Here is a 25,195-nt window from a genome sequence, read left to right as displayed (position 1 = left end):
TTAAATATCCAACTCCCGCACCGTTAAGGCGTTGCGTTCGATGAAGGTACGGCGGCCTTCGACTTTTTCGCCCATAAGCTGGTCGAAGATGTCGTTGGCGTCGCCGGCATCCTGAATGGAGACTTGCAGGAAGCTGCGTTTTTCCGGGTTCATGGTGGTTTCCCAGAGCTGTTCCGGGTTCATTTCACCGAGGCCTTTGTAACGCTGGATGTTGATGCCCTTTAAGGCGTCGTCCATGAGCGCCTTGTAGAGTTCGAAGAAGCTGGCCACCTGCCTGGATTCCTCCTTGCGGGTGATGGTCAGCGGCATTTCCGGGCATTCGGCCAGCAGTTCGCCATAGGTTTCGTGGGCATGGCGGTAGATCTTGGAGCTGAAAAACTCCACGGCGATGCGGTGCCTGGCCTGGTTGGCGGCGATGAACACGGCGTAGAGCCGCTTTTCGTCGTCGATCTCCTCGGCTTCGATTTCGAGTTCGAAGCCTTTTTCCCTCAGGTAGGGAACGAGTCCCTGGGGAAAGGTTTCGTGGCTGGCGAAATCGGACGGGGCCAGGCGGTCGTAGCCGAGGAGAATGGTCAGTATCTCCTCGGGCAGGCCGTAGGCGGCGGCCTCATGGATACGCGCCTCGAGGGACCGGATGTTCTCGAGAAGCGACGAGAGGGCTTCACCGGAGAAGACCTTCTCGCCTGAGGCCACGGTCACATCCTGGCCGATGCGGCCCATAAGGAAGGTGGAGAGTTCCTCGTCGTCCTTGATGAACTTCTCGAAATCGCCCTTGAAAACGCGGTAGAGCGGCGGCTGGGCGATGTAGATGTAGCCGTTCTCGATGAGCCTCTCGTAGCGGCGGAAGAAGAAGGTGAGGAGCAGGGTGCGGATGTGCGCGCCGTCCACGTCGGCATCGGTCATGATGACGATCTTGTGGTAGCGAAGGCGCGCGTAGTTCTCGGCTTCCTTCTCCTCGTCCTCCTCGCCCATGGCCGGAGTTGGGCCCATGGCGGTGATGAGGTTTCGGATTTCCTTGTTGCCGAGCATCTTGTCGGTGCGGGTGCGCTCGACGTTCAGGATCTTGCCGCGAAGGGGCAGGATGGCCTGGAAGCGCGGATCGCGCCCCTGCTTGGCCGAGCCGCCTGCCGAGTCGCCCTCGACGATGAAGAGTTCCGATTCCTCGGGGTTCTTGCTCTGGCAGTCAGCCAGCTTGCCGGGCAGGGAATGGTCGGAGAGGGCGCCCTTGCGCCGCACCAGCTCCTTGGCCTTTCGCGCCGCTTCGCGGGCCCTGGCCGCGTCCACGGCCTTTTCCACGATGGACTTGGCGTCTTTCGGGTTTTCCTCGAAATGGACGTTCATGGCTTCGAAGACGACCTTGGCCACGATGCCGGCCACTTCGGAGTTGCCGAGCTTGGTCTTGGTCTGGCCCTCGAACTGGGGTCCGGGCAGTTTCACCGAGATGACGGCGGTGAGGCCCTCGCGCACGTCGTCGCCGGTCAGCTTCTGCTTGAATTTCTTGGGCAGGTCCGACTTCTCGATATAGGTGTTGATGGCCCGGGTGAGCGCCGTCTTGAACCCGGCCAGATGGGTGCCGCCTTCGCGGGTGCGGATGTTGTTGGCGAAGGTCAGCACCTCTTCCTTGTAGTTGGCGTTGTATTGCAGGGCGAAGTCCGTGACGATGCCGTCGATCTCGCCCGTGCCGTCGATGATGTCGTGGATGGTCTGTTCGCCGGCGTTGAGGTCGGCCACGAAGCGCTTGAGGCCGCCGTCGAAACGGTAGGTCACGCGTTCGTTCGTGCGCTCGTCGCGGTAGTCGATCTCCAGGCCCCGGTTGAGGTAGGCCAGCTCCTCGAAACGCTTGACCAGTGTGTCGTGGTTGAACTGGTTGGTCTCGAAGATCTCCTCGTCGGGCTTGAAGCGGATGGTGGTGCCGGTCACATCGGCCTCGCCGATGACGGTCAGGGGCGTGACGGGCACGCCCCGCTCGTAGCGCTGCTGGTGCTTCTTGCCGTCGCGGCGCACGGTGACCTCGAGGTATTCCGACAGGGCGTTGACGACGGAAACGCCGACGCCGTGCAGGCCGCCCGAGACCTTGTACGTCTCGTTGTCGAACTTGCCGCCGGCGTGGAGCACGGTCATGACCACTTCCACGGCCGGGCGGTGTTCCTTGGGGTGCATGTCCACGGGGATGCCGCGGCCGTTGTCCGAGACCGTCACCGAGTTGTCCAGGTGGATGGTCACGACGATGCGGTCGCAAAATCCGGCCATGGATTCGTCGATGGAGTTGTCCACGACTTCCCAGACAAGGTGATGCAGGCCCCGGGAGTCGGTGGAGCCGATGTACATGGCCGGGCGCTTGCGCACGGCCGAAAGGCCCTCCAGAACGGTGATGGAACTGGCGTCGTAGGCTTGCGGGCCGTGGCTCGCCTGGGGCGCGTTGTCCTGACTCATGCGATGTCTTCCTCGCTATAATACGTCTCTTCCACGATTTTCATGGGCATGATGATGACCAGGCCGTCGCCGTCTTCCTCGCCGGTGATGCCGCAGGGCCCTTCGGCGCCGGTCATGGCCAGGGTCACCTTTGGGGAATGGAAATGCCCGAGGATGTCGAGCAGGTCCTTGGTGGGGAAGGCCACCTTGTCCAGGCTGCCGGTGAAGGCGCACTCCAGGGTTTCGGTGGCCTCGCCGGCCTCCTGGCCCTGGCTGCGCAGCGACAGCTCGTTGGGCCCGTCGAACAGGAAGTAGGCGCAACGGTTGTTGTCGGTGTTGAAGATGGCCACGCGCTCCAGGGCGTCCATCAGCTCGTCGCGGTTGATGGCGAGCGTGGAAACGCCGTCCGTGGCCAGCTTGGACACGAAGGTGTTGTAGTCCGGGTACTGGTAGTAGCTCAGCGGCAGGCTGAAGGTTTCGATCTTGGGCGTCGCGGCCTCGTTTTCCGGATCCTTCTCCTGGGTGCGGAAAAAAAGCCGCTTCTGGCTTATGGCCAGCTCGATCTCGTCGGCGGTCAGCCAGCGCTTGAGTTCGGCCACGTATTTCTTCTGGATGAGGATGCCCTCGGCCGGCAGCATGGTGTGGATGTCGTCGTTTAAAAAACCGACCAGAGAGAACTGGTGGCCGTTTAAGCCGCAGACCTCCACTTTGGCCTCGTCGGCGGGTTTTAAGAACATGCAGGCCATGGCCTCCATGGTGTCCTCGTCGGAGATGCAATAGGCCACGCGGTCGATGAGTTCCTGGAGGAAGTCGCCGGACCAGGTGACCGCGCCTTCCTCGGGAAAGGGCGAGAAGTTCTGGAACCAGTTGCGGTCGGACACGGGGAGCTTGTACCGGCGCGAGCCCTGCTTGATGAGCAGGTTGCCGGACTCGGCGTCGAGGGTGAGCCCGATCTCGCCGGGGGGCAGCTTGCGGACCAGCTCGAAAAAGCTTTTGCCCTGCACGCCGCAAAGTCCTTCCTCGGTCACCTTGGCCGCGTACTGCCCGGTGAATTCAAGGCTCGAGTCCGTGGACAGGATGCGAAGGACGTCGCCAGCGGCCTCGAGCCATATGGTGCGCAAAAACGCGGCCCCGGTCTTGGCCGGGATGATGCCTGAGGATTTTTGCAGGCCGTCGATGATGTCGTTTCGGAAAACCTTCAGCTGCATGCGCATCTCCTTGGCCGGCGCGAAACGCACGCCGTCTTTCTTCAAGCAAAAGGAAAAAGGTTTGTTGGATCAGTAGAGGACGTTTCGTTTGTTCCGTTTTGTCATAACCTTCCGTGATAACTTTTAAAAAAAGGAAACCACGAAGCGTCTTTCCGGTGACGGAGGGAACCGTGCCGCGTGCGTTGCCTCATGCCGGGCTTCCCTGGCGGCACTTTTTCGCCAACTGGCGGAACATCAATTTCGTATCTCTGTCAGCATCCTGTAATTGCTGGAATTTTCGAATCGAGTAAAGAACAGTGCTGTGGTCCTTGCCGCCGAAGACCTTGCCCAGGGCCGGGTAGGACATGCCGAGCAGGGCGCGGCACAGGGCCATGGCGGTCTGGCGGGCGAAAACCAGTTCCTTGCGCCGGGAATGGCCGGTGATGTCGGCCACGCCCAACGTGAAGTGCTCCGCGCAGATGGCCAGGATGCGCTCCGGGGTCAGCTCCGGGGCTTTGCGGTCCTCGGACAGGCGGATATGGCGCGCCAGTTCCGCGTCGGTCAGCTCCTGGCCGGTGTGGCGGCGAAAGGCCTCGATGCGCAGCAACACCCCTTCGAGCTGGCGGAATCCCTCGAACCGGCTGGCCAGGGTGAGGGTCTGTTCCCGGGAGAGCCCCAGCCGCTTGTCGCGGTTGGCGTGCTCCACGCAACGCACGCGCACGTCGAGGTCCGGGAGCTTCAAATGGACCATGAGCCCCCATTCCAGCCGCGACTTGAGGGTGGGGCCGAAATCGCACGAGGCCACGCGCTCCCGGCAGGAAAAGACCATCTGCTTGCCCGCGTCGTGAAAGGCGTTGAAAAGCAGCACCAGTTCCTGTTCAAGGATGGGATCGCGTTTGACGTCGGCCAGTTCGTCGATGAAAAGGAAATCGCTGGCCACGATGGCGGCGCGGATCTCGTGGGGGTTGGCCGTGGGGTCGGCATAGCGGTTGCCGATGTCGTCGATGGAGCCGAAAAAAACGGCGGCGCTGGGGCGCGAGCGGCTCACGGCATTGGCCATGGCCCGCAGCAGATGGGTCTTGCCCGCGCCGGAAGGGCCGCAAAGCAAAAAAGGATTGTAGCGCGCCTCGCGCCCGCCGGCCACTTCCCGGGCCAGGGCCAGGGGGAAATGGTTTTTCTCGTTGGCCAGAAAGGTCTCGAAGGTGAAGCGGTGGCCGTAGGGGAAATCCGTCACCGCCCGCAGGGTGGCCAGGGGTTGGCGCTTGTCGCTCCCGCCGCAGCGTGTCTGGTAGCGCACGGCGTAGCCGTCGCCGAGGAACCGGCCCACTTCCTTTTCGAAGAGATCCCGCACGGAGGTTTCGAACCAGGTGGCGAAATAGGCGTGGGGAAAGCGGACGAGGCAGCAGTGCTCCGATTCGCTGACCGAAAGGCCGAGCGGGTCGTACCAGCGACGCAGCTCCTGGTCGGGGCAGGTGCGCGACAAATGCTGTCGGAGGTCGTCCTTGAGCACGCCGTCACCGGAATCGATCACAGGCGCGGGCTTCATCGGTCCGCTTTAAATTTTACAAGCATATTGGTGTGTTGGGTACGATATCCGGGCCTCTCCCCCAGGCCGCCAGGAAATGCCTTTATAGCCTAGTTTCACTTTGAAGCCAAGGGGGGACCTCACCGAGTTGCCAATAAGGCCGAAATGGGCCAAATAGAGCCCCTGCCGGCCGCAAGGCGGGCCGAAGGGAGAGTCGCCATGACCCATGAGGTGAGAAAAACCGTCGCGGAGATCAACAAGCGCATCGAACAGGGCAAGGCCGTGGTGCTGACGGCCGCCGAGATGGTCGATGCGGTAAAACGCCTGGGCAAGGTCAAGGCGGCCAAGGAAGTGGACGTGGTGGCCACGGGCACCTTTTCGCCCATGTGCTCCTCGGGCATGCTTTTCAACTTCGGCCAGGAAGCCCCGACCATAAAAGCCCAGAAGGTCCGGCTCAACAATATCCCGGCCCATGCCGGCCTGGCCGCCGTGGACGCCTATCTCGGGGCCACGGAGCTGCCCAAGGACGATCCCCTGAATAAGGTGCATCCGGGCCGGTTCAAGTACGGCGGCGCCCACGTCATCGAGGATCTTCTGCGCGGCAAGGCGGTGCGGCTCTGGTGCGAGGCCTACGGCACGGACTGCTATCCCCGCCGCGGCCTGGAAAAGGACGTGACGCTCGCCGACCTCAAGTATGCGGCGCTTTTAAATCCCCGCAACTGCTACCAGAACTACAACGTGGCGGTGAACCTCACCAGCCGCATCGTCTACACCTATATGGGGCCGCTTAGGCCAAACGCCCGAAACGCCAACTTCGCCACCGCCGGCGAACTGTCGCCGCTTTTCAACGACCCCTATTTGAAGACCATCGGGCTCGGCACCCGTATCTTCCTTGGCGGCGGCGTGGGCTATGTCATCGGGGCCGGCACCCAGCACGATCCCAAACCCAAGCGCAACGAACGCGGCATTCCGCTTTCCGCCTCGGGCACGCTCATGGTCAAGGGCGACCTCAAGGGCATGAACCCGCGCTACGTGCGGGCGGTGTCCGTGCTCGGTTATGGCGTGTCCATGGCCGTGGGCGTGGGCATCCCCATTCCCATTTTAAACGAGGATATGGCCTTTTTCACCGGCGTCTCCGATGCCGACATCGAACTGCCGGTCAAGGACTACGGCCACGACTACCCCAACGGCATCGGCCGCGTGCTCGGTTACGTCACCTACGCCGAATGCCGGTCGGGCGAGGTGGTCATAAACGGCAAGCCGACCCAGGCCGTGCCGGTCACGAGCCTGTCCATGTCCCTGGAAGTGGCGCAAACGCTCAAATCCTGGATCGAGCAGGGCAAGTTCCTGCTGACCGAGCCGGTGGAGCGCATTCCCTCGGAATAGGGCGGATGCCGCATTGCGGCTGGACAAGCCGCGTTTCCTTTGCTACGGCATCGAGTTCTTTCACCAGACAGGAGGGTACGCCATGTCCAAGCATAAAAAGATCGAGCGCCATAAGGAACTGGACCGCCGCCGCAAGCGCCGCAAGGAGCGCCTCAAGGAGCGCGTGCGCCAGGCCATTGCCGAAAAAAAGGCCTAGCGCCTATTTTTAGGAAAAGATGCCCGGGGGAAACCTTTTTGAAAAAAGGTTTCCCTCCGGACCCCCCTTCCAAAAACTTTTCGTGGTATGGTGATGTTGTCGCGATAACATCTTCTGCAGCTGAAAAGTTTAGGAAGGGGAGAGCGCGAGAGGGGAGAACCCTTTTTAAAGGGTTTCCCCTCTCGCATTGCCTTTTCAAAAAGTACCGGAGGGGCTCCCATGCCCTTGTATGAATACGAATGTCCGGCCTGCGGCCGGGTGTTCGAGGAGCTGCGCCGGGCCGGCGACGAGAGCGACGCCGCCTGTCCGCACTGTGGCCAAAAAGCCTCCCGCATCGTCTCCCTGTCCGCCTTCGCGCTCAAGGGGACCGGCTTTTATTCCACCGATTACGTGAAACGCCGCCCCGGCTCCTTCCAGAAAGACGGCAAGGGCACCATCAAGGGCGCCACCGTGCCCATCCCCCAGCTTGCCCGCGATCCTTCCGTTCCTTTGTCCGAGGAAGAAGAGGAAGACGACGGCCAATCCCCCGAATCCGGCGGCGACGCCAAGGAGAACGCATGATCGAGCGTTACACCAGAAAGGCCATGGGCGCGCTGTGGACCCTGGAAAACCGCTTCCGGGCCTGGCTTGAGGTGGAGTTGGCCGTGTGCGAGGCCTGGACCGAGCTTGGCCGCATCCCGGCGGCGGATATGGAGATCATCCGCCAAAAGGCCGATTTCGATGTGGACCGCATCCTCGAGATCGAGCAGGTCACCCGTCACGACGTCATCGCCTTTCTGACCGCCGTGGAAGAGCGGGTGGGGCCGGCCGCCCGGTTCATCCACCTGGGCTGCACCTCCTCGGACATCGTGGACACGGCCAACGGGCTGTTGCTCGGCCGGGCCGGGGACATGGTGCTCGCCACCGTCGACGGGCTGCTTGACGTCATCCGCGATCTGGCCATGCGCTACAAGGGCCAGCTCATGATCGGCCGCACCCACGGCATCCATGCCGAGCCGCTCAGCTTCGGCATGAAGATGGCCTCGTTTTACGCCGAGTTCACCCGCCACCGCGAACGCGTGGCCGCGGCCGTGGCCGGGGTGAAGGTGGGCAAGATTTCCGGGGCCGTGGGCGGCTACGCCCACCTCGACCCCAAGGTGGAGTCCATCGCGCTCGGTCGCCTGGGCCTGGCCGTGGACCCGGTTTCCACCCAGATCGTGCAGCGCGACCGCCATGCCGCCTTTTTCACCTCCCTGGCCCTTCTCGCCGGCGGGGTGGAGCGCATGGCCACCGAACTGCGCCATTTGCAGCGCACCGAGGTGCTCGAGGCCGAGGAAGGCTTCGCCAAGGGCCAGAAGGGCTCCTCGGCCATGCCGCACAAAAAAAATCCCATCTCGGCGGAAAACATCTGCGGCCTCTCCAGGCTCGTGCGCACAAACGCCCTGGCCTCCATGGAGAACATGGCCCTGTGGCACGAGCGCGACATCTCCCATTCCTCGGTCGAGCGCGTCATCATGCCCGATTCCACCATTCTGGCCGACTACACCGTGGCCCGGCTGACCAGGATTTTGCAAAATCTCAAGGTCAACCCGGACAACATGGCCCGCAACATGATGGCTTCCTACGGGCTTTTCTATTCCCAGCGCGTGCTTCTGGCCCTGATCGAGACGGGCATGGACCGGCAGAAGGCCTACGAGGCCGTGCAGAAGGTGGCCATGGCCTGCTGGGAAGGCAAAAAGTCGTTTCCGGACGCGGTGCGCGCCGATGCGGCCATTACGGCCAGGCTGACGGCCGGGGTTCTCGATGCGCTCTTTGATCCGGGCTATTATCTCAAACACGAAGATTTGATTTATTCCCGCGTGTTCGGCACTATTTCCTGATCCGTCCCAGACGGACCGGAGACGCCGTGTCGGGGCGGGGCGGAAAAAACGCCGCCGGCCGCCGTACGGCCTGGCGAAACGCTTTTCAAACCGGCCCATTATCTGGTACGCATCAGAGAATCGGGCAAGACGGGGAATCTCAATGTCGTTTGCGTGCGGGGAATTGGACGCCGGGGCCATGCGTGGTCGTCTGGCCGCGTTGCTTCTGGAAAAGTCCTACCGGGCCGGTGAAGTCACCCTGACGTCGGGCCGCAAAAGTGATTATTATTTCGACTGCAAGCAGACGGCGCTGTATCCCGAAGGGGCCTGGCTCATCGGGAATCTGCTGTTCGATTTGCTGCCCGAAGGCATCGTCGGCGTCGGCGGCATGACGCTGGGGGCCGATCCGCTGGTCACGGCGGTCAGCCTCGTTTCCCATGTGCGCGGCCGGCCCATGCCGGCGTTCATCGTGCGCAAGGCCGCCAAGGGGCACGGCACCAACCAGTTTCTGGAGGGCCTTTCCAATTTTCGCCCCGGGGATAAGGTCGCCTTGCTCGAGGATGTGGTGACCACCGGCGGCACGCTCATGACGGTCATCGACCGGGTCCAGGACGCGGGCCTCGCGGTCGGGGCCGTGGTCACGGTGCTCGACCGGGAGGAAGGCGGGGGCGAACGTCTGGCCGAACGCGGCTTTCCGCTCCTGTCCATTTTTACCCGACACGCCCTGCTGGCCGCGGCCGGCAACCAACAGGGCACATGACGCGAGAGGCCATGAAGCGCATTGGCCCAATCATTGCCGCCGCCTGTCTGGTGCTTGTTTGCGGCAGCCGGGCGAGCGGCGAATGGACGGCGGACATCGTGGACATGGATTCCACACCGTCGCGTTTCGTGGCTGTCGACAAGAAAGCCCAATCTTTCGCCCTGCTGTCCCGGCACAGCCCGCTGCGGGTTTTGACCGAGATTCCCTGCGCCACGGGCCAGGCCCTGGGCGACAAATTCAAGGAAGGCGATCTCAAGACCCCGGAAGGGGTCTATTTCATTACCCGGCGCAAGTCCTCGGGGCTCAATTTCGACCTCTACGGCGATCTGGCCTTTCCCCTCGACTTTCCCAACCCGGCCGACGTGCTGCGCCACAAGTCCGGCCACGGCATCTGGATCCACGGCCGGGGCCATCCCATCACTCCCTACGAGACCCAGGGCTGCGTGGCCTTAAGCATGGCCAACATCCACCGGGTGGACCCGGAGCTGGCCGAGGGCATGCCCGTGGTCATCGCCGACCAGGTGCGCCTGGGCGGCAAGGATTCGGCCGCGCTGCGCGAAGAGGCCAAGGAGGTGGTGGCCGACACCTACGCCTGGGCCAAGGCCTGGCAGAATAAATCCCCGGCCTTTTTCGATTTTCACGACCCGGAAAAGTTCTCCATCACCGAGGGCAAGCCCTTTTCCGCCTTTCGCGGCCACAAGGAGCGGCTTTTCAAGGTTCTGCCCTGGATCAAGGTGGATCTTGCCGACGTGCGGGCCCTCGCCGGGCCCGATTACTGGGTCACCTACTTCGTCCAGCTCTACCGCTCGCCGACCCTGACCTCGCAGGGCGTCAAACGCCTGTACTGGCAACGCGGGACGGACGGGCGCTTCCGCATCATCGGCATGGAATACGAGGAGATGCCCGTCACCCTGGCTTCGGCCAAGACGGCCGGCAAGCCGGCTTCTCCCGACGAGGCGGACACCGATACCCGCAAGCCAGACAGCCCGAGCGAGGAAGAGGTGCAGGTCCGCCAGCTCGTGGACGCCCATCAGGCGATCATGGAGAAGATGGCCCGCAAGGCTTTCGGCTCGTTGTCGCTTGCCCCGCAACATACGCCCGAGGACGAGGCCATTCTGGAAGTGGCCAAAAGCGGCGAGGGCACGCCCGGCGTGTCCGTGGCCACGGACGCCATGCGCCAGGTGCCGCCCGCGCCCGCGGCCATTGCCCAGGCTCCGGCGCAACCGGCCCCGGCGACTCCCGTGAAGCCGGCTCCCGCTCCGGCGGCCGGCCCGACGCCGCCCGCGCCCGTCACCGTGGCTGTGGCCACGCCGGCTCCGTCTCCGGCCAAAGTCCGGCCGGAAGCGGTTTCGGACGCCGCCTCCGGCCCCTGGGCTCCCGCCCCGGCCGCGACGCAGGCCGGTCCCGCGCCCCTGGACGCCGGGCAAACCGCCCGCGTCGCCGCCATGGTCGCCGGCTGGAGCAAGGCCTGGGAGAACGCCGACATGGACGGCTACCTCGGCTATTACGCCGATGGAGCGCGCCTGGGCAACCTGCGCGGCAAGGACGCCATCCGCCGCCAGAAGGAAGGCGTGTGGCGGGGGGCCAAGCCCGAACGCGTGGACATGCGGATCGTGGCCGCCGGCAAGGTTTCGGACGGCTTCGACGTGGTCTGCGCCCAGGTCTACCAGGCCAAGGGCCGCCGGGAGAGCAAGGGTTTCAAGAGCCTGACCCTCGTGCCGTCGGGCGATCGGCTGCTCATCAGTGCCGAGCGCTGGTCCAAGAACCGCCCGGAAGCGCCGAACGCCGCTCCCGTGACCGTTGCCGCCACGCCCCAGGCGCCTGCTCCGGGCGCGCCCCGGGCGGCGACCGCGACCAAGGTCCAGGCTCCGGAAAAAGCCACGGAAAAAGAGCGTGAAGCCGCTGTCGCGGCCATGGTCGAATCCTGGCGCAAGGCCTGGGAAAGCGGCAGGCTCGACGCCTACAGCGATTTTTACGCCGAAAACGCCGTCCAGGGCGACCGCAGGAGCCGTCAGGCCATCCGCGAGGACAAGGCCGATCTGTGGAAGGACAAGGCCCCAAGCAAGGTCGACTTGTCCGATGTGCGCATCCGCCCCCGCAAGGACGGCTTCGTGGTCACCTGCGTCCAGGATTACGCCAGCAAGGACGGCGGTGGGGACCATGGCCGCAAGACGCTCTATATCGAGCCGTCGGGCAACGGGTACGCCATTGTCGAGGAACAGTGGAGCCGGATGTAGATGGCGGCCGGCGGCAAAATAGACATCCTTCTTCTGCGCGACGGGGCCGGTGTGCGCCGTTACCGGACGTCGGTGTGGCTGTTGCGCTGCCTGTGGCTCGTTCCCCTCGGTTTGCTGCTCCTTCTCGCGGCGGCTGTGGCCGTGGCCTATCATCTGCGCCAGGACAACCTGCTTCTGGCCCGGCATCAGGGCGAGACCCGCAAGGAACTCGACGCGGTCGGCGAAAAGCTCATTCGTCTGGAAAATATCGAAAAAGTCCTGCGAACCCGTGACCTCACCGAACTCGAGACCCTGATCGGCTCCTACAACCCCGACGATCCGGGCTGGTGGAAGCCCCGGACCGAAGCGGGGGGGGACGCTCCGAAAAGCGGCGGCAAGGAGCGCGAGCCCGCCAAGGCGGAGCGCCCGGACCTGGCGAAACTGCTGGCCCATGTGGACGCGGGAGAGGTCGGCATCGACAACCTGCGCGTGAAGATCGAAGGAAAAAAGCTGGCGCTCAACTTCGATCTGAGCAACGTCACGCCCCAGCAGACCAACCTTTCCGGCCGCGTCGAGGTGGCGTTCGTCGGCAACGACGCCAGCCTGCTGCCGCTTACGGCCGACAAGGACGAACTGTCCTTCCAGATCCAGCACTTCAAGCAGATGTCGGCCAGCCTGCCCTTGCCGCAAAAAGTTTCCCCCCGGGACGTCTACGCCCTCAAACTCACGGTGCTGGACCCGGCCGGCAAGATCATCTTCGCCCAGACGTACCCGATGAAGGAATAAGAAGTTTATGAGCGTGAAGAAAGTACGAGAGGGGGAAACCCTTTTGCAAAGGGCAGTAGCCCCTCTCGCGCTCTCCCCTTCCTAAACTTTTTACCTTTTCAGATGGTTGACGAATAACATACAGATACCGTTAAAAGTTTTTGGAGAGGGGGTCCGGGGGAGAACCTTTTTTCAAAAAGGTTCTCCCCCGGCTTCATTTTCGATAAGGCACACCCATGACCCGGTACTACGTCAATTTGAACCTGCGCGTGGCCGATCGCGATCCGTCTTTGGTGCTGCGCCATCTGGAGGGTCGGGTGCCGCCGGAACTGGGCCTCGATCCGCTGCTCATGGACGCCAAGCCGGCTGCCTGGCACCGGGAGCTGGCCCGGCGGCTGGCGGACGCCGGCCTGCCGTGCACGCTGCATTTGCCGTTTTTCGATCTCCAGCCCGGCAGCGCCGACGCCCGCATCCGGACGGCCACCCGGGACAGGCTGCTGGCGGCCCTGGAAACGGCGGCCGTCTACGCCCCCGACCGGATGGTCGGGCACAGCGCCTACAACCGCTTTCTCTACATGCGTTCCTTTAGCGGCTGGGCGGCCCGCGCCGCCGATACCTGGGCCGAGGTACTGGCTTCCTGGCCCGGGCACCCGCCCCTTTGCCTGGAAAACACCCACGAAACCGACCCGGCCACGGTCAGCGGCGCGGTCGAGGCGCTGCGCGAACGCTTGCCCGAGACCGCCCGGGAGCGCGTCGGCATCTGCTTCGACATCGGCCACTGGCACAGTTTCGCCGGGGGCAGCGTGCGGGGCGATCTGGCCGACTGGGTCGCATCCTTCGCGCCCTATCTGCTCCACATGCACCTGCACGACAACGACGGCAGCTTCGACCAGCACCTGGGACCGGGACAGGGCAGCATTCCCTTTGACGCGCTGTTCGAGCTGCTTTCCCGGCGCGGCCTGCGTCCCACCGTGACCTTCGAGCCCCACACGCCCGCCGGCTACGCCCAGGCCCTGGCCTTCGCCGGGTCCCGGCCGGACTTCTTCGCCGGCTGACGCCGCGAGTCCGTTGATCGGCAACACCGCCGTCGACCCGTTACGGGCCGCGGACGGCCTCTTACGGCCTTTTTCAGGATAAAACGATGAGAGGTGCGCCGCTCGGTAAAAAGCGGGCGAGAAGGCGTGTTTGGCCCCTTTCAGGGCCGGGACGCGGGGGCAGGCGGCAGGCTGTTCCGCCGCCTCAGCGCAGGTAGTTCGGAATGTTCATGAAAAGCTCCTTCGTGAAATTGATCATCTTGTCCATCATCCAGGGGAAGGCGACGAGAAGGGCGATGAACATGGACAGGATCTTCGGCACGAAGGTGAGGGTCATTTCCTGAATCTGGGTGGCGGCCTGGAGCACGGAGATCACCACGCCGACGACCAGTGACACCCCGAGCATGGGCAGGGCCAGAAAAAGCGCCGTTTCGATGGCCTGTCGCGCCAGGGCCACAACCATATCCGTCGTCATGGTACGGACCTCCTTACGTATTAAACGAGTTGACGATGGAGCCTACCATGAGCCCCCAGCCGTCGACCAGCACGAACAGCAGCAGCTTGAACGGCATGGCGATGGTGGCCGGCGGCAGCATCATCATGCCCATGGCCAGAAGGATGCTCGAGATGACCATGTCCAGGATGAGGAACGGGATGTAGATGAGAAAACCGATGGTGAACGCGGTTTTCAGTTCGCTGATGATGAATCCGGCCGCGAGCATAGTCGTCGGCACCTCGGCCTTGTCCTTGGGCCGCTCCATCTTGGTCACGGTGTAAAAGACCGACAGGTCCTTTTCCCGGGTATGCTTGAAGAGAAATTCCCGAAGCGGCGTCTCGGCCTTTTTGAGGGCCTCGGTGAAGCCGATCTGCTCGTTGAGATAGGGTTGCAGCGCGTCGTCGTTTATGGCCTTGCCCGTGGGGTACATGATGACGCAGGTGAGGAAGATGGCCAGGCTGGCCAGGATCTGGGACGGCGGCACCTGGGGCACGCCCATGGCTTGGCGCAGAAACGAGAAGACGATGATGATGCGGGTGAAGGACGTCACCGTCAGCACGAAGGCCGGGGCCAGGGACAGGACGGTCAGGGCGAAAAGGATCTCGAGCAGGGTCGAGACGCGTTCCGGCTGGGTCTGGCCGGCGGCCAGGGACAGGGTCAGGCTCGGGGTGTCCTGGGCCAGGGCCGGCGCGGCGGCGGTGAGCAGCAGGCCGGCCAGCGTCAGGAGACAGAGGAGGCTAGGAAGCAGCATCGCCGCCCGGGCGGCTGGTCTTGTCGGCCAGCGCGGCGGCGAAATCGGTTGCGGCAGCGGTGTCATGGGGCGCATCGTCCTCGGTCAAAAGCGTGATGGAGTGGTCCGTGACGCCAAGGACCAGATCCTTGGGTTCGCTTTTGCCATTCAAGAATCGGACCACAATGATGCTTTTACGGGGACCGAGGCTCAGGTGCGACATGATCCGCAACATGCCGCCCCGGCCGGCCGGCCCCAGGCCGAGCTTCGGCCCGAAGCGGCGCAGCACCCAGTAGGCGGCGAAAATGAGCGCCAAAATGACGAGCAGGGCCAGGCCCATGTGGAGGGCCGCCCCGGCTAGGCCGTAGTCCGAGGCCGGGGGCATCGGCGGCGCGGTGGCGGTGACGGCGGTCGCGGGATCAGGCAAGCTGTTTCACCCGTTCGATGGGGCTTATGATGTCGGTTAAGCGCACGCCGAATTTTTCGTTGATGACCACGGCCTCGCCCCGGGCCACCAGCTTGCCGTTGACGTAGATTTCCAGGGGCTCGCCGGCCAGCTTGTTGAGCTCGATGACCGAGCCCTGGCCGAGTTGCAGCAGCTCGTTTATGAGCAGCTTGGTGCGGCCGAGTTCGGCCGAGACGTCGAGCGGAATGTCCAGGATGAAGTCCAGGTCGCGGCGCACGTTTTCCGGGCGCGGCGCCTTGGCTTCCTGCGTCAAATTCTTGAATTGGGCGGCGGCGCTTTGTCGGGACAGGGTTTCCTGGTCCCGTTCGCTCTTGATGGACTGCTCTTCCTCGTCGGCCAGGGCGGCGGCCCATTCGGCGGCCAGGGCGTCGTCACCGCCACCGCCACCGCCTTCGACCCCGCCTCCACCTCCACCTCCGCCCGCCGGGGCGGAATCGCCGGAAGGCTGGTCGAACAGGGCGTCGATGTCCGACTGGGAGGCTGGTTTTTCGTCCTCCTGGTCCTCCAGGGCGGAGGCCCATTCGGCGGCCAGTTTGTCCTGATCGATGTCGTCGGGAGTCATGGAAATCCCTCGCGCGGCGACGCGCTTATTGAATGACGAAGTCCGTGAAATAGACCCGGGCCACCTTGGCTTGGCCGATCGCCTGGTTGAGGCGGTCCACGATCTCCTTGCGCAGCAGGATCTTGCCCTCGAGCGTGCTCAGATCCTGGGAGGTTTTGGTGGACAGCAGCATCAACAGCGCGTCGCGGATTTTGGCCTGGTTGGCTTCCAGCAGTTCCGGGTTGCCGGTCATCTCCACGCTGAGCACGATTTTGAGGTAGCGCCGGGCGTTGGGGTCGGCCAGGTTGACCACGAAGGCCGGCAGGGCCACCAGGTTGGAAGGCGCTTCCTTGCCGCCATGGCCGCCTTTTTGGGCTTCGCCGTGGCCGCCTTCGGCCTTCTTTTCCTCGGCCGGGGCATGCTGTTCCTCGGCTTTTTTCTCCTCGGCCTGGGCCTGTTCCTTGGCCTGTTCCGCCGTTGCCGGCGGCTTGGCCACGAAGAAATACTGGTAGGCGAAGAAGCCCCCGCCGCCGAGCAGGAGCAGCAGCACCACCAGGATGACGTATTTGAGGAAACCGGATTTCTTTTTCTCTTCGGGTGCTTCGGGCGCGTCTGCCATATGCGTCTCCCGGTGTCGGAAATATAACGCGTTATCGCTGTCTCGGGCCGAACAGATCCGTGCCTACGCGCACGTGGGTGGCCCCTTCCATGACGGCGGCCTCCAGGTCGCCGCTCATGCCCATGGACAAAACCGGAAGCGGCAGCGCGAGCCGGCTGGCCAGCTCGTCGCGAAGTGTCCGCAACCGGGCGAAAACGGGCCGCGCGCCTTCCGGATCGTCAAAGACCGGCGGAATGACCATAAGGCCCACAAGGCGCAAGGCGCCCATGGCGGCCACGGCTTCGGCCAGTTTCGGCAGGCGCCGCGGATCGACGCCGGACTTCTGCGATTCCCCGGCCACATTGACCTGGAGGCAGATATCCTGGGTCAGGCCCGCTTCAGCGGTTCTTTTTTGCAATATTCCTGCCAGGTCGGCATTGTCCACCGTGTGGATCAGGGCGAAGCGGGCCACGGCCAGCTTGGCCTTGTTGCGCTGCAGATGGCCGATGAAGTGCCAGGCGAGCCCGGCCGGGGCGGCCTCCATCTTGGGCAGGGCCTCCTGGATGTAGGATTCCCCGAAGATGCGTTGGCCGCAGGCGGCCATGGCCGCGACTTCCGCGACGTCGTGAAGCTTGGACACCGCCACCAGCGTCACCGCGGCCGGGTCGCGGCCGCAAGCGGCGCAGGCGTCGGCAATGCGCCCCTTCACATGGGCCAGGCGTTTGGCCGCGTCCGTTTCCACCAACCTGTCTCCGACTTCCGTCACTTTTTGATTCCCCGACCCTACCCGCATGGGCGGGCGATGTAAAACCGGGCCATGGGCCTATTCCCCAAGGCCCAACTCGCGCAGGAGTCCCTGGTCGGCGGCCCAGTCCGGCCGGACCTTGACCCACAGCTCCAAAAACACCTGGGACCCGATCATCTCTTCGATTTCGGCCCGGGCCTTGGCCCCGATGTCCTTGATGCGCTCGCCGCCCTTGCCGATGACCATGGGCTTGTGGCTTTCCCGGCCGACCAGGATGGTGGCCAGAATTTTGACCAGCCCGGGTTTGCTCTTTTCGTCCCAGTTTTCCACGGTCACGGCCGTGGAGTAGGGGAGTTCCTCGCCAAGGGCCAAAAAGAGCTTTTCGCGCACGATCTCGCCGGCCAGAAAACGCACCGGGGCCGTTGATATCTCGTCCGGGTCGTATTGGTGGGGCCCTTCGGGCAGGCGGGCGAAAAGGGCGGTCAAGAGTTCCGCGACGCCCTGGCCGGTCAGGGCGCTGACAGGGAAAAGTTCGGCTCCGGGCAGGGCTTCGCCGATGGCGGCCAGAACCGGCAGCATCCGGGCCTTGTCCCTGACCGCGTCGGATTTGTTGAGCGCCACCACAACAGGCGTTTTGGCGTTCGTCAGCGCCTGGACGACGGGGCGCAGGTCGGCGCGCAGGGCGTCGGGGTCCCGGGCGTAGCGGGCGCCGTCGAGGAGCACCAGCACCACGTCGGCCTGCCCCAGGGCCGCGTAGGCGCTGCGTAAAAGCAGCGGGGCGATGCCGCGTTTTTGGCGGTGCAGCCCCGGCGTGTCCAGAAACACGGCCTGGGCGTCGCCTTCGGTCAGGATGCCGCTGATGCTGTTGCGGGTGGTTTGGGGCTTGGGCGAAACAATGGACACTTTCTGTCCGATCACCCGGTTGAGCAGGGTGGACTTGCCGGCGTTGGTGGGGCCGAGCATGACCACATGGCCGAAACGTTGGGCGCGCTCCAAGGGCGTCTCCGGTGCGCGGTATTTGGGCAACCGCTGTTTAATTTGTTAAAAAGTCATATGACGGCAACGAAAAATAACGAGTAGCCCGCAAGGAAACAAACGGCAACCCTTGCCTTGCCACCTTGGGGTGGCTATAGCACGCCTGCCATGGGAAAGGACCTTATTATCGTCGAGTCGCCGGCCAAGGTGAAGACCATCAAGAAATTCCTCGGCAATGCCTATGCCGTGGAAGCTTCTGTTGGCCATGTGCGCGATCTGCCCTCCAAAAAGCTCGGGGTGGATGAAAAAGAGGACTTCGCGCCGCAATATCAAATCATTCCGGGCAAGCAGAAAGTCGTTTCCAAGCTCAAGGAAGCGGCGGCCTCGGCCAAGACCATCTATCTGGCCCCTGACCCGGACCGCGAGGGCGAGGCCATCGCTTGGCACGTGGCCGAGATTTTAAAGGACGCGGGCGCGCCCATCCACCGCATCCAGTTCAACGAGATCACGGCCCGGGCCGTGCGCGAGGCCCTGGCCCACCCCCGCGACATCAACGAAAAACTTTTTCTCTCCCAGCAGGCCCGCCGCATCCTCGACCGGCTGGTCGGCTACAAGGTGTCCCCCATCCTGTGGCAGAAGGTCAAAAGCGGCATTTCCGCCGGCCGGGTGCAGTCCGTGGCCTTGCGGCTGGTGGTCGACCGCGAAAAGGAGCGCCGCGCCTTCGAGCCGGTGGAGTACTGGGTCTTTAAGGCCCGGCTCGCCGGCGACGCGCCCCCGGAGTTCGAGGCCGAGCTGGCCAAGTACAGGGGCAAGAAGGTGGAGATCGGCAGCCGCGAGGCGGCCGAGGAGGCCGAGGCCGCGATCACGGGCAACCCCTTCGTGGTGACGTCGGTCACGGAAAAGGAACGCAAGAAATCGCCGCCCCCGCCCTTTATCACCTCCACCCTGCAGCAGGCCGCCAACCAGCGCCTGGGCTACTCGGCTAAGCGCACCATGGGCGCGGCCCAGAAGCTCTACGAGGGCCTGGATCTCGGCGAGCGGGGCACGGTGGCGCTCATCACCTACATGCGTACCGACTCCACGCGCATTGCCGACGAAGCGAGGGACGCGGCCAAGGAATTCATCACCGCAAGCCTCGGGCCCGAATATTACCCGGAAAAGGCCCGCCATTTCCGGTCCAAGGCCGGGGCCCAGGACGCCCACGAGGCCATCCGGCCCATCGACGTGACGCTGACGCCGGCCGATGTCAAAACGCTTCTGCCCAAGGACCTTTTCTCCCTCTACAAGCTCATCTGGGAGCGGTTCGTGGCCTCGCAGATGAGCGAGGCGCGCTTCTGGGACACCGCCGTCGACGTCACGGCCGGGCCGGGACTGTTCAAGGCCAAGGGCGAGCGGCTCATCTTCCCGGGCTACCTCAAGGTCTACGGCCAGGAGGCCGGGGATGCGGCCAAGATGCTGCCGCCGCTGACCAAGGACCAGGAACTGAAGCTCCTTGAGCTCAAAAAGGACCAGAAGTTCACCCAGCCGCCGCCGCGCTACACCGAAGCCTCGCTGGTGCGCGAGCTGGAGGAAAAGGGCATCGGCCGGCCCTCGACCTACGCGGCCATCATCTCGACCCTGCTCGACCGCGATTACGCCCGGCTCGAGGAGAAGCATTTCGTGCCTTCCGAACTTGGCGAGACGGTTTCGGATCTCCTTGCCGAGCATTTCGTCAAGATCATGGACGTGGGCTTCACGGCCGGAATGGAGGAAGCCCTCGACGCCGTGGCCGAAGGCCGGGGCGACTGGGTGGGGCTTTTAAAGAACTTCACCGACGACTTCTATCCGACCCTGGCCAAGGCGGCCAAGGACATGGCCAAGGTCAAGGCCGGCAAGGAAACGGATGTCAAGTGCGAGCTGTGCGGCAAGCCCATGGTCATCCGCTTCGGCAAGGCCGGCGAGTTCCTCGGCTGTTCGGGCTATCCGGAGTGCAAGAACACCAAGGAGTTCGACCGCGCCCCGGACGGCGCGGTCATTCCCCGGGAACGCAAGCCCGAGGAAGTGGCGGCCGTGGGCGAGTGCCCCCAGTGCGGCAAGCCGCTGGTCGTCAAGAAGTCCCGCACGGGCAGCCGGTTTATCGCCTGCACGGGCTGGCCGGACTGCAAGTACGCCCGGCCCTTTTCCACCGGCGTCCCCTGTCCCCGCGAGGGCTGCGAGGGCATGCTGGTGGAGAAAAGCTCCAAGCGGGGCAAGGTGTTCTACGCCTGCGACCACTATCCCCAGTGCGACTTCGCGGTCTGGGACTGGCCGGTCAACGAGCCCTGCCCCCAGTGCGACTCCAAGATCCTGGTGCGCAAGAAGACCCGCGACGGCGAGGTGATCGCCTGCCCCAACCGGGGCTGCCGCTACCGGCGGTCGGTTTCGGACAAGAAGGACGAGGACGGGGAGTCGTAGGCCCTGTGACAGCGCCGCCGCCCGGTTGCCAGGCGGCGGCACGGGAAGTTGTCTATGCCCGTGTCTCCCCGTTCGGTCGGCATTCTGGCCGCCCTTGGCGCGACCGTGCTCTGGTCCGGCAATTTCGTGGCCGCCCGGGGCATTGCCCACGACATCCCGCCGTTCACGCTCAATTTCTGGCGCTGGCTGGTGGCGCTCGTCTGCCTGCTGCCCCTGGCCCTGCCGAAGCTCAAGGCCGACTGGCCCGGCATGCGCCGCAGCTGGCGCTCTATGGCCTTTATGGGGCTCCTTGGCGTCACGGCGCTCAATACCCTCGTCTACAAGGCCGCCCAGACCACGGCCAGCCTCAACATGGCCCTGCTCGTGCCCACGGCCCCCATCACCATCATCATCCTGTCCCGGATTTTCCACGGGGAGCCCGTAACGCCCCGCCGGCTGGGCGGCGTGTTGGTGGTGCTGCTGGGCGTCTTGATACTGTTCTCCCGGGGCGACTGGCGGGCGCTCGCCCGGGTGCACGTTGCCGCCGGCGATTTGTGGGCCCTTGGCGGGGTCGTTTGTTTCGGCGTGTATTCCTTTTGCACGCGTTACCGGCCGGAGGATGTCTCCCTCGAGGGATTTAACGCCGCCACCTTCACCTGGGGGCTTTTGCTGTCCCTGCCGGGGCTGGTTTGGGAGATGGCCTTCCTGCCTGTGCCGACCGTCAGCGCCAAGGTGGCGGGCGGCGTCCTCTACGTCGGCATAGGTTGCTCCTTTGCCGCCTATCTCCTCTGGACCAGGGCGATTACGGCCATAGGCCCGGTGCTTGCCGGCCTCGTCTATTACTCCCTGCCGCTTTTTACCGCCGTGGAGGCGGCCCTCGTGCTTAACGAGCGCATCGCGCCCTTCCATGTGGCCGGCGGCGTCTGCATCGCCTGCGGCATCATGATCGCCACCTGGCGCGTGCGGCCTCGGTTGCGCCGGGCCGCGTCATAGCAGCCACTTCTGCCCCTCCCCGGTTTCGGACGGCCGGGGCGCATCAATGCACGATATAGAACCAATGGTCGTCGAGCCGCGTTATCTTGTATGATCTGAGAATGAGCGGATCGTCGGGGTAGCTGCCGTCGAACCGGTACAGAAGCGCTTCCCAGTAACTGAAAAATCCCCATCGCGTGTAGAAAAGCGCCTGCGGCCGCATGGTGTAGCATTCGATATCCACATGGTCGCTCATAAGCGAAAGCGCTTGCCACTTTTGCGGCAACCGTACGTAGCGTTCGCAATCGCCCCGCCCCAGGGGCAGCTTTCCGGAACAGTACGATTTGGCGATATATTCACGCTCGTTTTTCCGGAAGGCGTGGTAGGAATGGATATTGGTGAAGGAAGGGTTGGTGTGGCTTATGATGCTATGGGCAAGGAGAACAATGAAAAATTGGTAGAGTAAGCGAAAACGTGCTTTTCTAAAATAGCGGATTGGCAGGAAGACGCTGTAAAGTTCCGTGGAGATTACAGTAAAGGAAAGTAAAAAAGGCAACCAGTCATAGAGTATGGGCGGTAGATGTGAAAATATTATGAATTCGTAAGAGTCAAATGGCCAGGAAATGCCTTCGACGCACAGTGTCAAAATGAGCGCCTGCGTGCAACGGCGCAAGGCTTTGTCGGGGGAGGTATGGGGAATGGGGTGCAGCGGGGACATACGCTTTGAATAGGGGATGAATACTATTGATCCCCAGACGCCGCTCGGTGAAGCGCATTCGGTTGCTCTCAGGCGGCGAGGCGATCTTGTCTGGGAGTTCGCAGCATCACTTGGTAGGGGGCCCCTGTCAGGGGTTCGACGAGGGTCTCGATGACGGCAAAGCCAAGGCGTTGGTAAAAAGGAATGCTGCGGGGATTGAAGGTTTCCAGGAAGCACGGCATCGTCAGCGAGTCGGCTTTGCGCAGCATGGGCGACAGCAGGCCGCCGCCGATTCCCCGGCTGCGGCTGTCCGGCGCGACGCCGATGATCGAGAGATACCAGCAGGCCGGGTCGATGGCCGTCGGAAGGTTGCGCTCCATGGCGGCAACGATGGTTTGGTAGTTTGAAAAGCCTGCCGGGCCCAATACCTCGGAGATGGCGGCGAGTTTTTCGTCGCGTGCCTTATGCAGAAGGGACGCATCGCGCGATGTGATCCAGATGGCGGCGCCGATGTCTCCGGCGCGGGCGACATCACCGATTGCGCATCCTTCCGTGATGGAATGCTCGAAATAGCGCGTCAGCCGGTTCATAAGGCACGCATCGTCGCCGCTTTCCACACTGATCGCCTGGTAAAATGGGTCATCCACAAGGGCGGCGGCCAGGGACCGGGCAACAAGGGAAGCCGCGTTCGTGTCTGCCATGGGCGAACTCCATTCTGATTGAACGCCGTTTTTTAGCTTTTTCGGTACATGAGAGCAACTTGCGCGGTGGCGGCCTTATCGCAGCCGCCCCCGCCTTTCTTCTGGAATCGCGCGCCAAGCGCGGCGCTGCGCCAATAAAAAAAGCCGCCTCACTCGAGACGGCCTTTTCGTTTGCGCGGGGGAAGCCGGGTCAGGCCAGCGGCGTATTCTCCACCAGGCTCCGGACGCCGCAGGACGGACACTGGCTGGCGCAGCTGTTGAGGTCGCCCAGTTCCATGATGCGCGGATCGAAGTACTTGAGCTTAGCCCGATCGAAGTCGATGCACTGGCGGGTTTCAGTATGGGGCGACGTGCAAAAAGACTCCAGTTGTGTGGAAATTCTTTGTTTCAATTTTGGAGGTCACCATTTGCCGGACACATGGGGAAGTAAAAAAGAGGAGGATATGTAATAGATGGGTAACTTGACGGCTGCTCGGTCAAGAGTATGTCGCTGTTTGCACAGCAATTCTTTAACTTTTCTCTAAGTATTGTCATGTATCTTTCTCCCCGTGGGTGCTCTTTGAGGATAGCATCCAGCAGCTCTGTCAGCTTTTTACATTTTTTAGGGTCATTACGGCATGGGCCTTTAAAAGAAAGAGTGATGTTTTCACGTTGTATATCGCTTTGTATCCCTTGGAGCCTTAGTTCGACAAGTTCCTTTTTTTTCGAATCTGATATTGACGTGAGTATGTTCGCAATTATTGTTTTTATTTGTTGTTGATCTATGTCTGTGTTTTTAATGTATTTATTATTACATGGGCAGCAGGTGGATTGCTGTTCCATATTTATATGGCTGCCAGTGGTGTTTAATTCTTCAATTGTTGCGAGATAAAAACTTGCATTTTTTATATTTGTAAGTTCAAAAAGTGTATCGTCAATAAGTGATCCTTCAAATGAAGTTAGTTGAATATTACTCCCATTAAATGTAGAATTTTTGATATATGTTATATCTAGATTCGCGTTAAATAAGTCTGCGCCATAAAGTGCAGTGTTAATTAGTGTTGCTCCTGTAAGCTTGCTGTTTCTAAGATTTGCTCCGCAAAGATTTGCTCCATCAAGAATTGCTCCTTGAAGGTCGGCATCTTCAAGATTTGCTCCCTCTAAATTCGCTTCGGTCAAATCCGCATACTGTAAATTCGCATTTTTTAGATTAACATTTTTTAAATTTGCACTTTTGAAGTTTGCATGTTTAAGGCATCCGTTGTTCAGGTCAACATTTTCTAGTCTTGCGTGAATGAAATAAGAATATTGCGCGTGCGCTTTTTGCATATTTGATCCAGAAAGATTTGCCCCAATAAAAAGTGTAGAAGAAAGTAATGAAAACTTAAAATTCGAATTCTCCAAGTTCCTTCCTCGAAGATCGAGATGCTTTTGGTTGATTTGTTTTGCTATTTCGTCTGCGCAATTGGTTTCAGGATATTCATTTTGGCACCGAAATATTTTATTCACATTCTTATCCGGCAATGATAATATGGCATATTGAATATCGATATTTCTTTGAGATATTGTGTCTAAAAAAGTGATAAAGCTGGAACTGTGTTTGTATTTAGTCCCAGCTGTTTTACATTCCGCTGCTTTTTTATCAATGAATATTGAAGTGATCGGGTCCAGTATGCTCGAGCATACATTAAGTCGCTTGTCAATGTATGTTAAGATATCATTCCGGAAATGGTCGACAAACTCGCCTTGTATTGTCAGGAAGAAAGTACTTAAGATAATAAATAGTATGCCTAAGTAAAATACTACCATGCTTTTTTTTAGGACGGCATATGTTTTTTTGATGAATTCTCCTTTGTTTTTCTTCCATTCCTTTAGCGTTGGATAGTTTCCAAAAACACCTGACGTTATATCTGGTATGAGCCTCAATGTTATGATTACGTCGATTAATATTGCGAGCCTTTGCACGGTTATGAAAACATTGCTGTGATAAGGAAGGGATACCGCTTGGAAGAGAAAGAGGATTGTCCAGGGGAAAATGATATTAAAGATCCAAAGAATAATTCGAATCAGCATTTTCAATATTGGTGACATCTCAGTGTCAATAATAAAACTTGTAAATAGAAAATATGAATACAAATCAAGATGTTGTTGTTGCTGGTGCTCCGTCGAGTTGAACGAAGACAGGTACTTTTTGTAACCATATGTTTTCTTTGATATATAGTAATAGTTAATCAAGAGATTGATATGCATCATCGCAATAAAACAGGGGCCAAGGGTGAAGAACCAAAAAAAGGGAATCGTAATGTTGATAAATGGAATATCCTTAGCCGTTTCGCGGAGGATGGCTTCGTCGTTCGTGCCGAGGAGGGCAATGAAAAAATAGATGAGTATCGCGAGATACGCCAAGAAATGCGTGAAAATCAAAACGGAATCGCGGTGAATGGCTTCCCGGAGTTCATCAAGATGTTTTGTGCTGCACTCTGCCATGGCGATTCCTCGGACGTCGAACGTCGGGGATTTTCCAGGCAACGGACTGGAGTTCTATTTACACCACTATATTTGCC

23 protein-coding genes are annotated in these 25,195 nt (G+C 61.4%); 9 read left to right on the top strand and 14 right to left on the bottom strand.

Annotation, left to right across the window (positions count from 1 at the left end):
* The 3 genes from gyrB to DESFRDRAFT_RS07590 form a co-directional block, all read right to left on the bottom strand.
* Positions 1–2,433 (bottom strand): DNA topoisomerase (ATP-hydrolyzing) subunit B, encoded by a 2,433-nt coding sequence (gene gyrB, locus DESFRDRAFT_RS07600; protein WP_005992706.1) that lies wholly within the window; start codon positions 2,431–2,433, stop codon positions 1–3.
* On the bottom strand, positions 2,430–3,620 hold the full coding sequence (gene dnaN / locus DESFRDRAFT_RS07595) for a DNA polymerase III subunit beta (protein ID WP_005992705.1): 1,191 nt from the start codon (positions 3,618–3,620) through the stop codon (positions 2,430–2,432). The genes gyrB and dnaN overlap by 4 nt, the downstream gene beginning before the upstream one ends.
* A gap of 187 nt (positions 3,621–3,807) precedes the next feature.
* Positions 3,808–5,145: a DnaA/Hda family protein gene (locus DESFRDRAFT_RS07590; protein WP_005992703.1), complete on the bottom strand. Its 1,338-nt coding sequence runs from the start codon at positions 5,143–5,145 to the stop codon at positions 3,808–3,810.
* Between the two features lie 198 nt (positions 5,146–5,343).
* On the opposite strand from DESFRDRAFT_RS07590, the gene DESFRDRAFT_RS07585 reads away from it, so the two are divergent.
* The 7 genes from DESFRDRAFT_RS07585 (at position 5,344) to DESFRDRAFT_RS07550 (ending at position 13,340) form a co-directional block, all read left to right on the top strand.
* Entirely contained in the window at positions 5,344–6,510 is a 1,167-nt protein-coding gene (locus DESFRDRAFT_RS07585) for a homocysteine biosynthesis protein (RefSeq protein ID WP_005992701.1), read from the top strand.
* Positions 6,511–6,925: 415 nt separating this feature from the next.
* Positions 6,926–7,267: an FmdB family zinc ribbon protein gene (locus tag DESFRDRAFT_RS07575; protein ID WP_005992698.1), complete on the top strand. Its 342-nt coding sequence runs from the start codon at positions 6,926–6,928 to the stop codon at positions 7,265–7,267.
* Positions 7,264–8,565, top strand: coding sequence for an adenylosuccinate lyase (gene purB / locus DESFRDRAFT_RS07570; RefSeq protein WP_005992696.1), 1,302 nt, complete (start codon positions 7,264–7,266; stop codon positions 8,563–8,565). The genes DESFRDRAFT_RS07575 and purB overlap by 4 nt, the downstream gene beginning before the upstream one ends.
* Before the next feature lie 142 nt (positions 8,566–8,707).
* A complete protein-coding gene (gene pyrE / locus DESFRDRAFT_RS07565) occupies positions 8,708–9,304 on the top strand; it encodes an orotate phosphoribosyltransferase (RefSeq protein WP_005992694.1) in 597 nt (198 codons plus the stop codon).
* Between the two features lie 11 nt (positions 9,305–9,315).
* On the top strand, positions 9,316–11,541 hold the full coding sequence (locus DESFRDRAFT_RS20710; RefSeq protein ID WP_005992692.1) for a L,D-transpeptidase Cds6 family protein: 2,226 nt from the start codon (positions 9,316–9,318) through the stop codon (positions 11,539–11,541).
* Positions 11,542–12,306: a hypothetical protein gene (locus DESFRDRAFT_RS07555; protein WP_005992690.1), complete on the top strand. Its 765-nt coding sequence runs from the start codon at positions 11,542–11,544 to the stop codon at positions 12,304–12,306.
* A gap of 215 nt (positions 12,307–12,521) precedes the next feature.
* Positions 12,522–13,340, top strand: a complete 819-nt coding sequence (locus DESFRDRAFT_RS07550) for a sugar phosphate isomerase/epimerase family protein (RefSeq protein ID WP_005992688.1) — start codon at positions 12,522–12,524, stop codon at positions 13,338–13,340.
* Between the two features lie 184 nt (positions 13,341–13,524).
* Here DESFRDRAFT_RS07550 and fliQ read toward each other — a convergent pair whose 3' ends face one another.
* The 7 genes from fliQ to era are packed head-to-tail and all read right to left on the bottom strand — an operon-like array spanning position 13,525 to position 17,891.
* On the bottom strand, positions 13,525–13,794 hold the full coding sequence (gene fliQ / locus DESFRDRAFT_RS07545) for a flagellar biosynthesis protein FliQ (protein ID WP_005992685.1): 270 nt from the start codon (positions 13,792–13,794) through the stop codon (positions 13,525–13,527).
* Positions 13,795–13,807: 13 nt separating this feature from the next.
* The gene (gene fliP, locus DESFRDRAFT_RS07540) at positions 13,808–14,566 is read right to left on the bottom strand and encodes a flagellar type III secretion system pore protein FliP (RefSeq protein WP_005992683.1); all 759 of its coding nucleotides are present in this window, start codon (positions 14,564–14,566) and stop codon (positions 13,808–13,810) included.
* Complete coding sequence (gene fliO / locus DESFRDRAFT_RS07535) at positions 14,553–14,972, bottom strand: flagellar biosynthetic protein FliO (RefSeq protein ID WP_043794166.1); 420 nt, start codon at positions 14,970–14,972, stop codon at positions 14,553–14,555. Before fliO ends, fliP begins: the two co-directional genes overlap by 14 nt.
* Positions 14,965–15,573 (bottom strand): flagellar motor switch protein FliN, encoded by a 609-nt coding sequence (gene fliN / locus DESFRDRAFT_RS07530; RefSeq protein ID WP_005992679.1) that lies wholly within the window; start codon positions 15,571–15,573, stop codon positions 14,965–14,967. The genes fliO and fliN overlap by 8 nt, the downstream gene beginning before the upstream one ends.
* Positions 15,574–15,598: 25 nt before the next feature.
* Complete coding sequence (locus DESFRDRAFT_RS07525) at positions 15,599–16,171, bottom strand: flagellar basal body-associated FliL family protein (protein WP_005992677.1); 573 nt, start codon at positions 16,169–16,171, stop codon at positions 15,599–15,601.
* Between the two features lie 31 nt (positions 16,172–16,202).
* Positions 16,203–16,916 (bottom strand): YggS family pyridoxal phosphate-dependent enzyme, encoded by a 714-nt coding sequence (locus DESFRDRAFT_RS07520; protein WP_233489580.1) that lies wholly within the window; start codon positions 16,914–16,916, stop codon positions 16,203–16,205.
* Positions 16,917–16,973: 57 nt separating this feature from the next.
* Positions 16,974–17,891, bottom strand: coding sequence for a GTPase Era (era, locus tag DESFRDRAFT_RS07515; protein ID WP_005992673.1), 918 nt, complete (start codon positions 17,889–17,891; stop codon positions 16,974–16,976).
* A 147-nt stretch (positions 17,892–18,038) separates the two neighbouring features.
* Between era and topA the strand changes: the two genes are divergently transcribed.
* Positions 18,039–20,303 (top strand): type I DNA topoisomerase, encoded by a 2,265-nt coding sequence (gene topA, locus DESFRDRAFT_RS07510; RefSeq protein ID WP_005992671.1) that lies wholly within the window; start codon positions 18,039–18,041, stop codon positions 20,301–20,303.
* 54 nt (positions 20,304–20,357) lie between these two features.
* Positions 20,358–21,275 carry a DMT family transporter gene (locus DESFRDRAFT_RS07505; RefSeq protein ID WP_005992669.1) on the top strand — a complete coding sequence of 306 codons (918 nt, stop codon included), beginning with the start codon at positions 20,358–20,360 and terminating at the stop codon, positions 21,273–21,275.
* 43 nt (positions 21,276–21,318) lie between these two features.
* Here the strand turns inward: DESFRDRAFT_RS07505 and DESFRDRAFT_RS22890 are convergent, their stop codons facing one another.
* The 4 genes from DESFRDRAFT_RS22890 to DESFRDRAFT_RS21200 form a co-directional block, all read right to left on the bottom strand.
* Entirely contained in the window at positions 21,319–21,510 is a 192-nt protein-coding gene (locus DESFRDRAFT_RS22890) for a hypothetical protein (protein ID WP_233489579.1), read from the bottom strand.
* A gap of 530 nt (positions 21,511–22,040) precedes the next feature.
* A complete protein-coding gene (locus DESFRDRAFT_RS07495; RefSeq protein ID WP_005992665.1) occupies positions 22,041–22,652 on the bottom strand; it encodes a GNAT family N-acetyltransferase in 612 nt (203 codons plus the stop codon).
* Positions 22,653–22,842: 190 nt separating this feature from the next.
* Positions 22,843–23,043: a hypothetical protein gene (locus DESFRDRAFT_RS07490; protein WP_005992663.1), complete on the bottom strand. Its 201-nt coding sequence runs from the start codon at positions 23,041–23,043 to the stop codon at positions 22,843–22,845.
* The gene (locus DESFRDRAFT_RS21200; RefSeq protein ID WP_005992660.1) at positions 23,040–25,118 is read right to left on the bottom strand and encodes a pentapeptide repeat-containing protein; all 2,079 of its coding nucleotides are present in this window, start codon (positions 25,116–25,118) and stop codon (positions 23,040–23,042) included. The genes DESFRDRAFT_RS07490 and DESFRDRAFT_RS21200 overlap by 4 nt, the downstream gene beginning before the upstream one ends.
* Between the last annotated feature and the right edge of the window lie 77 nt (positions 25,119–25,195).

Source organism: Solidesulfovibrio fructosivorans JJ] (assembly GCF_000179555.1).
Lineage (GTDB): Bacteria > Desulfobacterota > Desulfovibrionia > Desulfovibrionales > Desulfovibrionaceae > Solidesulfovibrio > Solidesulfovibrio fructosivorans.
The sequence above is the reverse complement of the archived record's forward strand: the minus strand, read 5'-3'. Positions and strand labels throughout refer to the sequence as shown.

Excerpts from the sequence above, each read along its gene's own strand:
- DESFRDRAFT_RS07525 (WP_005992677.1), bottom strand. The coding sequence starts at position 16,171 with ATGGCAGACGCGCCCGAAGCACCCGAAGAGAAAAAGAAATCCGGTTTC.
- fliP (WP_005992683.1), bottom strand. The coding sequence starts at position 14,566 with ATGCTGCTTCCTAGCCTCCTCTGTCTCCTGACGCTGGCCGGCCTGCTG.
- topA (WP_005992671.1), top strand. The coding sequence starts at position 18,039 with ATGGGAAAGGACCTTATTATCGTCGAGTCGCCGGCCAAGGTGAAGACC.
- fliN (WP_005992679.1), bottom strand. The coding sequence starts at position 15,573 with ATGACTCCCGACGACATCGATCAGGACAAACTGGCCGCCGAATGGGCC.
- DESFRDRAFT_RS07505 (WP_005992669.1), top strand. The coding sequence starts at position 20,358 with ATGCCCGTGTCTCCCCGTTCGGTCGGCATTCTGGCCGCCCTTGGCGCG.
- DESFRDRAFT_RS07585 (WP_005992701.1), top strand. The coding sequence starts at position 5,344 with ATGACCCATGAGGTGAGAAAAACCGTCGCGGAGATCAACAAGCGCATC.
- DESFRDRAFT_RS07555 (WP_005992690.1), top strand. The coding sequence starts at position 11,542 with ATGGCGGCCGGCGGCAAAATAGACATCCTTCTTCTGCGCGACGGGGCC.
- purB (WP_005992696.1), top strand. The coding sequence starts at position 7,264 with ATGATCGAGCGTTACACCAGAAAGGCCATGGGCGCGCTGTGGACCCTG.
- fliQ (WP_005992685.1), bottom strand. The coding sequence starts at position 13,794 with ATGACGACGGATATGGTTGTGGCCCTGGCGCGACAGGCCATCGAAACG.
- DESFRDRAFT_RS07575 (WP_005992698.1), top strand. The coding sequence starts at position 6,926 with ATGCCCTTGTATGAATACGAATGTCCGGCCTGCGGCCGGGTGTTCGAG.
- DESFRDRAFT_RS21200 (WP_005992660.1), bottom strand. The coding sequence starts at position 25,118 with ATGGCAGAGTGCAGCACAAAACATCTTGATGAACTCCGGGAAGCCATT.
- dnaN (WP_005992705.1), bottom strand. The coding sequence starts at position 3,620 with ATGCAGCTGAAGGTTTTCCGAAACGACATCATCGACGGCCTGCAAAAA.
- DESFRDRAFT_RS07550 (WP_005992688.1), top strand. The coding sequence starts at position 12,522 with ATGACCCGGTACTACGTCAATTTGAACCTGCGCGTGGCCGATCGCGAT.
- gyrB (WP_005992706.1), bottom strand. The coding sequence starts at position 2,433 with ATGAGTCAGGACAACGCGCCCCAGGCGAGCCACGGCCCGCAAGCCTAC.
- DESFRDRAFT_RS07495 (WP_005992665.1), bottom strand. The coding sequence starts at position 22,652 with ATGGCAGACACGAACGCGGCTTCCCTTGTTGCCCGGTCCCTGGCCGCC.
- pyrE (WP_005992694.1), top strand. The coding sequence starts at position 8,708 with ATGTCGTTTGCGTGCGGGGAATTGGACGCCGGGGCCATGCGTGGTCGT.
- DESFRDRAFT_RS07590 (WP_005992703.1), bottom strand. The coding sequence starts at position 5,145 with ATGAAGCCCGCGCCTGTGATCGATTCCGGTGACGGCGTGCTCAAGGAC.
- DESFRDRAFT_RS22890 (WP_233489579.1), bottom strand. The coding sequence starts at position 21,510 with ATGAGCGACCATGTGGATATCGAATGCTACACCATGCGGCCGCAGGCG.
- DESFRDRAFT_RS20710 (WP_005992692.1), top strand. The coding sequence starts at position 9,316 with ATGAAGCGCATTGGCCCAATCATTGCCGCCGCCTGTCTGGTGCTTGTT.